We start from the raw sequence: 6,268 nt of genomic DNA on the forward strand, positions 1-6,268 counted from the left end.
GGCTCAGCGCATCGGCCGCGAGGCCCGCGTCGAGCAGCGCGCGCACCGCCGCGTGCGGGCTCATCGCCGCGTCCAGGCGCGCCATCGCGGGCGCGGCCAGGCGCATCTGGCGGGCGGCGTCGAGGATCGCGCTCACAGGATCATCGGCGCGCCGCCGCCCAGGACGGCCGTGGCCGTGCCGATCAACTGCAGATTGGTCGACTGGATCAGGCAATCGGCCTCGGAGAGGATCTCCATCGCCGCGATCGAACTCATGTTCAGGTTCGCCTTGGAGTTGATCTCCATCGCGATGCCCGACATCAGGGTCACGTTCATCTCGCCGTTGATGGTCAGGTTGGTGCCCTGGATATCGATCTCGCCCGAGCTCTTCATGGTGATGCTGGCCAGCCCGGTGACCAGGCGGATCTGGTTGCCGGCCGTCAGCGTGTAGTTGTGGCCGACCTGCACATCGTGGTCGTGCTCGGATTCCTCGCGCAGGTCCTTCTGCGCGTGCACCAGCACCTGCTCGGCGCCCTTGCGGTCCTCGAAGCGGATCTCGTTGTAGTCCTCGCTACCGCCGCCCTGGTGGCTGCGGCTCTTCACGCCGCTCTGGGTCTTGTTGTCGGGCAGGCTGTAGGGCGGCATGTTGTCGGCGTTGTAGACGCTGCCGATGATCAGCGGCCGGTCCGGATTGCCGTCCAGGAAGCTGACCACCACCTCCTGCCCGACGCGCGGGATGAACTGCGCGCCCCAGCGCTTGCCGGCCCACAGCTGGGCCACCCGAACCGGGCAGGAATTGTCGGCATGCGGCTTGCCGGGGCGGCTCCAGAAAAAGCTCACCTGCACGCGGCCGTACTTGTCGACCGCGATGTCCTCGGGCGTGTCGCCATACACCACCGCCGTCTGCAGCCCGGCGATGCGCGGCTGCGGGGTGGTCTGCGCGGTGCGGAACGGCTGGCGGCCGCGGATCGCCTTGAAGCTGCAGCGAAACGGCTCCTCCTCGTCGTCGATGCCGCCGCCGGTCACGTAGTCGGGCTCGACCAGCCGGATCTCGGTCTCGGTGACGAGGTATTCCTGGTTCGCGTCGGCCAGCGGGAAATCCTTGAGGCGGAACAGCACGCCGGTGGCCAGGCCGCAGGCATCGGTGCTGCCCTGGCTGAGCAGCAGCGGCACGTTCAGCGCATCGGCGCGCACCTGCGCGTAACGCTGGCCGTCCGACTGCTTCTGGTCGTAGCCGACGTATTCGTAGGACCAGTCGTAAACTTCCAGGCCGCCGACGCTGGTCGCATCGGCCTGGTCGGTCAATTCCTCCGAGGCCAGCAGCGAGGCCTTCGGCTTCAGGTAGTCGTAGTCGTCGAGCTGCACGCGCGTGGTGTTGACCTCGCGCGAGCTCTGCCAGTCGCTGATCGAGGCCTTCATGCGCTTGCCGCGCTCGGTGGGCGGCGCATAGGGAATCTGCTCGAAGCTCGGCACCGTGGTGTGCGCGCCGAGCGCGTCGGCCAGCACCATGGTGTGGCTGCCCTCGGCATGCGTGAAGAAGTAGTAGATGCCTTCCTGCTCCATCAGCCGGCTGATGAAGTCGAAATCGCTCTCGCGGTACTGCACGCAGTATTCGCGCGCCGGGTAGCTGCCGCTCAGGCTCGGCTTGACGTCGCTGTAGCCCACGTCGTTGAGCACCGACTGCACGATCTGCGGCACCGTCATGCCGCGATAGATGCGGCAGTCGCGGCGGCGCGTCGAGAGCCAGGGCTTGGGCACCAGGGTGAAGCCATAGACCGCGTAGCGCACGCCGTCGATATTGACGAAGCCGCCCTGCTCCGCATCGCGCACGATGCCGTTGAAATAGCGCGTGTAGCCCTGCGGGCTGACCAGCTTGACCGTCATCGGCGTGCCGAGCAGCGCGCGCAGGTCGGCCGAAGCGTTCTTGCTGATCGCCTCGAGCCGATAGGTGAACAGGCGGCCGAGCGCTTCCTCGGCGCTGAGGTTCGAGAACAGCAGGCTGCTGCCGAGATTGGAGCTGAGCGTGATTGCGTGAGCCATGACGTGATCTGCGTTTCCTCGTTAGGGGGCGGGTCGGCTAGGCATCGGGTTCGACGCGTTCGAGCGCGTGCGCGAGGCACGGCGGGCGGCACGACGGCAGGCGGCTGGCCGCCGCGGCACGCTCGGGATGGGCCGGGCCCGCATCCGGGCTCGCATGCACGGCATCGCTGGCGGCCTCGCGCCGTTGCCGATGCGCGGCACGCGCGCGGCTCGACGCGTCCAGCGTCCTGCATCCCTTGTCAAATTCGTCTGCCTGCATCGTTCGCCCTCCCGTTCCTGCCGCTTGCATGATTCGCAGGCGCGATTTGCACGCCCTTCGACAAGCAGAACGCCCGGCCACCGCGATCTATTCCTTCATCGGCCAGGGAAAAAATTCGCGACGACAGACAGGGCGGTACGCCATGGCGCACGTTTTTGGTGCGCGCGATGACGAGGACGTGACGCGCGGCGGCCGGCTCAGTGCGCGCGGCGCGCGCGAACCACGCCGCCGTCGACCCAGCGGCCGGCTTCGCGGCGCAGGGCCTTGGCCTCGAAATACACCTCGACGAAGCCGGCCCCGGCGAGCACGGCATCGAGATAGGCGCGGCCGTGCCGATAACGGCCGCTAGGCGACAGCGCATGGCCGGTCGCCTCGCCGGGCAGGGTCTCGACGCTGAACGCGAAATGGCCGCCGGGGCGCAGGGCCGCGTGCGCGGCCGCGAGCAGCGCTTCCAGCGCGCCGAAATACACCAGCGTGTCGGCCGAGACGATCAGGTCCCAGCTTTGTGGATGCGCGTGCAGGAAGGCCGTCAGCTCGGCGTTGACGAGCCTGTCGTAGCCGCCGCGCCGGCGCGCCTGGTCGAGCATGCCTTCCGAGAGGTCGACGCCGCTCAGTTCGCGGGCATGAGCGCGCAGCAGCGGCGCGCACAGGCCGGTGCCGCAGCCGGCGTCGAGGATGTCGAGCCCGGCGGCCTCGCCCTCTCCCTCGCGCTCGCCTTCATGCTTCATCGCCAGCACCGGCGCGAGCACGTCGACCAGCGCCTGCGGCGCGCGATAGCCGAGGTTCTTCACCAGTTGCTCGTCGAAGCTGGCCGCGAAACCGTCGAACAGCTCGCGCACGTAGTCGTCGCCGGCGCGCGCGGGCGCCTCGGCCGCGCCGCAGGCGGCCAGCATGTGGCGCGGGATCGGATTGTCCTGCTCGCGCGCGGCCCAGTCGCGATAGACGGCCGCCGCTTCCTCGATCCGCTCCAGGCCGTAGAGCGCCATGCCGAGCGCCTCGAGCGCGCGCAATTGGCCGGCATCGAGCGCGAAGGCGCCGCGAAAGTGCTCGACGGCCTGCTCGACGTCGGCGCGCTCGCGCGGATGGCTGCACAGGAAGCGGCCGAACTGGTAATGCCCGCGCGCATCGGCCGGCATCCGCGCGAGCCAGGCCTGGTAGGCTTCGCGCGCCTCATCCACGCGCTCCAGCGCCTCCAGCACGATGGCGAGATTGCCGAGCGCCTGCGGATGGCCCGGCGCCAGCGCGAGGGCGCGGCGATAGCAGGCCTCGGCCTCGACGTGGCGCGCGTGTTCCTTGTGGATGTTGCCGAGGTTGCAATGCGCGTCGGCATGCAGCGGCGTGAGCCTGAGCGCGCGGTTGAGCAGGATCACGGCCTCGTCGCCGCGGCCGCGCTGGTGCAGCAGCACGCCGAGGTAGTGCAGCGCGTCGGGATGCGCGGGCTGCAGCTTCAGCACGCGGCGGTAGAGCGGCTCGGCGGTGTCGAGCTCGGCGTTCATGTGCGCGTGCATCGCCATGCGCAGCGTCTCGGCCAGGCGTGCGGCCGCCGCGCCGGGCCGGGTAGCGGCCTTCATCGCGGTGCTCCGCCGCGCCAGCCGGGCACGTCGAACAGGGGCTGGCCGTCGGTCATGATGGTTTCCGTTCGCATCGGGCGTGCCTCGGCCTATTGCAGCCAGTCGTGGAAGTACTTGTCCTGCACGCAATACATCGGGAAATACCAGTGATCGCGCATCTCCAGCTTGCGCTCGTCGCTGAACTGGGTGACGGCGTCGCCCGACTTCGGCGTGACCGTCGCGCTGCGCGCCGCCTCGAAGCCGCTGCTCTTGCTGGCCACGCTCGGCCCGGTCATGCGGATCGTGCTGGTGCGCACGTCGTTGAAATACAAATCCTGCATCTGCTCGCTGGTACGCATCGAGGTGAAATTCGCGTTGATCAGCTGGCGATAGGACTTCAGGCCCTTGCAGCCGGCATGGCTGGCGATGATCGAATTGCTGACCGGGGGCGGCGTCTGGCCGGAGAAGTTGCGGGCCCACCAGCTATCGTCCTTCCATTCGCTCTCCGAGATGCCGTTCTTCCACAGATGGCTGACGGCCGAGAAACGCGGATAGGACTGGTGGCAGATCAGCGAGCCCAGCGGCGCCACGCAGTCGACGTCGGTATCGACATAGAGGCCGCCTTCCTGGAGCAGGATCTCGATGCGCAGCACGTCGCTCGCCGCGCCGAAGTTCGCGCCGCGATCGACCAGCTCCTTCTGGTAGATCGCCGCGTTCTTGCCCATCTTCAGGTCGCGCTGCACCTCGCGCAGCTTGATGCCGTTGGTCGCGCAGAAACTCGCGATCGCGTTGACCTGGGCCAGGCGCTTGCCGCGCAGCACCTCGCCGCGCTGGTTGAAGTGCATCGCCAGGTACTGGATGGTGGCGGTATCGCCGCCCGCGCCGAGATTGCCGGCCATCGCCTTCCAGTCGTCGGGCGTGGCGGTGCCGCCAAGCTGCTCCTTGACCACGCTGCGGCGCTCGCCGGTCAGCAGCTGGTTGGCGTCGAACCACAGATTGATGGTCCAGTCGGGGTTCTGGCGCACGAATGTCTGGATGCAGGCGCGATTGCGCGCCGGGATGTCGCCACCGATCCAGATGATGTGGACCTGCTTGGGAATAGCCTTCACGTCGAAACTCCTGGTACGGACTGGCGGCGGACCGAATGCGGCCCGCCCTGAAACCAAACGCGCGGGGCCGGCGGTTTATTCCGCCGCCCGCCCCGCGCGCGGCGGCAGCCCCGCGCTCAGGCCTGGGGCAAGGCCAGCGCCTCCGTGGCGACCGAGCCCGGCGCCGGCGCCTGCATGTCGAAGCGATAGGCGAAATCGCCGCGCTCGACGCCCACGCTCACGCGCGCCACCTCGCCGCCGTCGATCATGCGCGTGAGGAACTCGCGGCTGACGGCGGGCAGCATGGTGTTGGTCAGGATCGCGTCGATCATGCGGCCGCCCGATTCGCTCTCGGTGCAGCGGCCCACCACCAGTTGCACCACGGCATCGTCGTAGTCGAAGGGCACGCGGTAGCGCGCCTCGACGCGGCGGCGGATGCGCTCCAGTTGCAGCCTCACGATGCGCCCCAGCATCTCGGCGCTGAGCGGGAAATACGGGATCGCCACCAGGCGGCCCAGCAGCGCGGGCGGGAAGGCCTTCAGGAGCGGCTCGCGCAGCGCCTTGGCGAGGCCCTCGGCGTCGGGCATCAGCTCCGGATCGCGGCACAGGCCGGCGATCAGCTCGGTGCCGATATTGGTGGTCAGCAGGATCAGCGTGTTGCGGAAGTTGATCGCGCGGCCCTCGCCGTCCTCCATCACGCCCTTGTCGAACACCTGGAAGAACAGCTCGTGCACGTCCGGATGCGCCTTCTCGACCTCGTCGAGCAGCACCACCGAATACGGCTTGCGGCGCACCGCCTCGGTCAGCACGCCGCCCTCGCCGTAACCGACGTAGCCCGGCGGCGCGCCCTTGAGCGTGGAGACGGTATGCGCCTCCTGGAACTCGCTCATGTTGATGGTGATCAGGTTGTGCTCGCCGCCGTACAAGGCCTCGGCCAGCGCCAGCGCGGTCTCGGTCTTGCCCACGCCCGAGGTCCCGGCCAGCATGAACACGCCGATCGGCCGGTCGGGATTGTCGAGCCCGGCGCGCGAGGTCTGGATCCGCTTGGCGATCGCCTCCATCGCATGGTCCTGGCCGATCACGCGCTCGCACATCAGGTTCGCGAGGTTCATCACCGTCTGCAGTTCGCTGCGCAGCATGCGGCCCACCGGAATGCCGGTCCAGTCGGCCACCACCGAGGCGACCGCCTGGTAGTCGACGCTCGGCAGGATCAGCGGGCTCTCGCCCTGCAGCTCGGCAAGCTCGGCCTGCAAGGCGCGCAGCTCGGCCAGCACGGCCGCGCGCGCGGCTTCGTCGAGCACGGCGGGCGCCGCGCCGTCGACGGCGGGCTCGAGCGCCGGCGGCGCGGCCTC

Annotated in this window: 5 protein-coding genes; all 5 read right to left on the reverse strand. The window is 69.0% G+C overall.

Annotated features, from left to right (window positions below; translation table 11 throughout):
* Nucleotides 1-132 precede the first annotated feature (132 nt).
* Complete coding sequence (tssI, locus tag F3J18_RS35040) at nt 133-2,019, reverse strand: type VI secretion system tip protein TssI/VgrG (protein WP_025098249.1); 1,887 nt, start codon at nt 2,017-2,019, stop codon at nt 133-135.
* Between the two features lie 37 nt (nt 2,020-2,056).
* A complete protein-coding gene (locus tag F3J18_RS35045) occupies nt 2,057-2,278 on the reverse strand; it encodes a hypothetical protein (protein WP_036054682.1) in 222 nt (73 codons plus the stop codon).
* Between the two features lie 197 nt (nt 2,279-2,475).
* Complete coding sequence (locus F3J18_RS35050) at nt 2,476-3,849, reverse strand: tetratricopeptide repeat protein (RefSeq protein ID WP_166916689.1); 1,374 nt, start codon at nt 3,847-3,849, stop codon at nt 2,476-2,478.
* Between the two features lie 89 nt (nt 3,850-3,938).
* Nucleotides 3,939-4,937: a TcdA/TcdB catalytic glycosyltransferase domain-containing protein gene (locus F3J18_RS35055; RefSeq protein ID WP_025098246.1), complete on the reverse strand. Its 999-nt coding sequence runs from the start codon at nt 4,935-4,937 to the stop codon at nt 3,939-3,941.
* Nucleotides 4,938-5,053: 116 nt separating this feature from the next.
* On the reverse strand, nt 5,054-6,268 hold a 1,215-nt coding region (locus F3J18_RS35060), incomplete at its 5' end, for an AAA family ATPase (protein WP_166916691.1).

The organism is Burkholderia sp. Ax-1720, from assembly GCF_011753035.1.
Lineage (GTDB): Bacteria > Pseudomonadota > Gammaproteobacteria > Burkholderiales > Burkholderiaceae > Burkholderia > Burkholderia gladioli.

Excerpts from the sequence above, each read along its gene's own strand:
- tssI (WP_025098249.1), bottom strand. The coding sequence starts at position 2,019 with ATGGCTCACGCAATCACGCTCAGCTCCAATCTCGGCAGCAGCCTGCTG.
- F3J18_RS35045 (WP_036054682.1), bottom strand. The coding sequence starts at position 2,278 with ATGCAGGCAGACGAATTTGACAAGGGATGCAGGACGCTGGACGCGTCG.
- F3J18_RS35050 (WP_166916689.1), bottom strand. The coding sequence starts at position 3,849 with ATGAAGGCCGCTACCCGGCCCGGCGCGGCGGCCGCACGCCTGGCCGAG.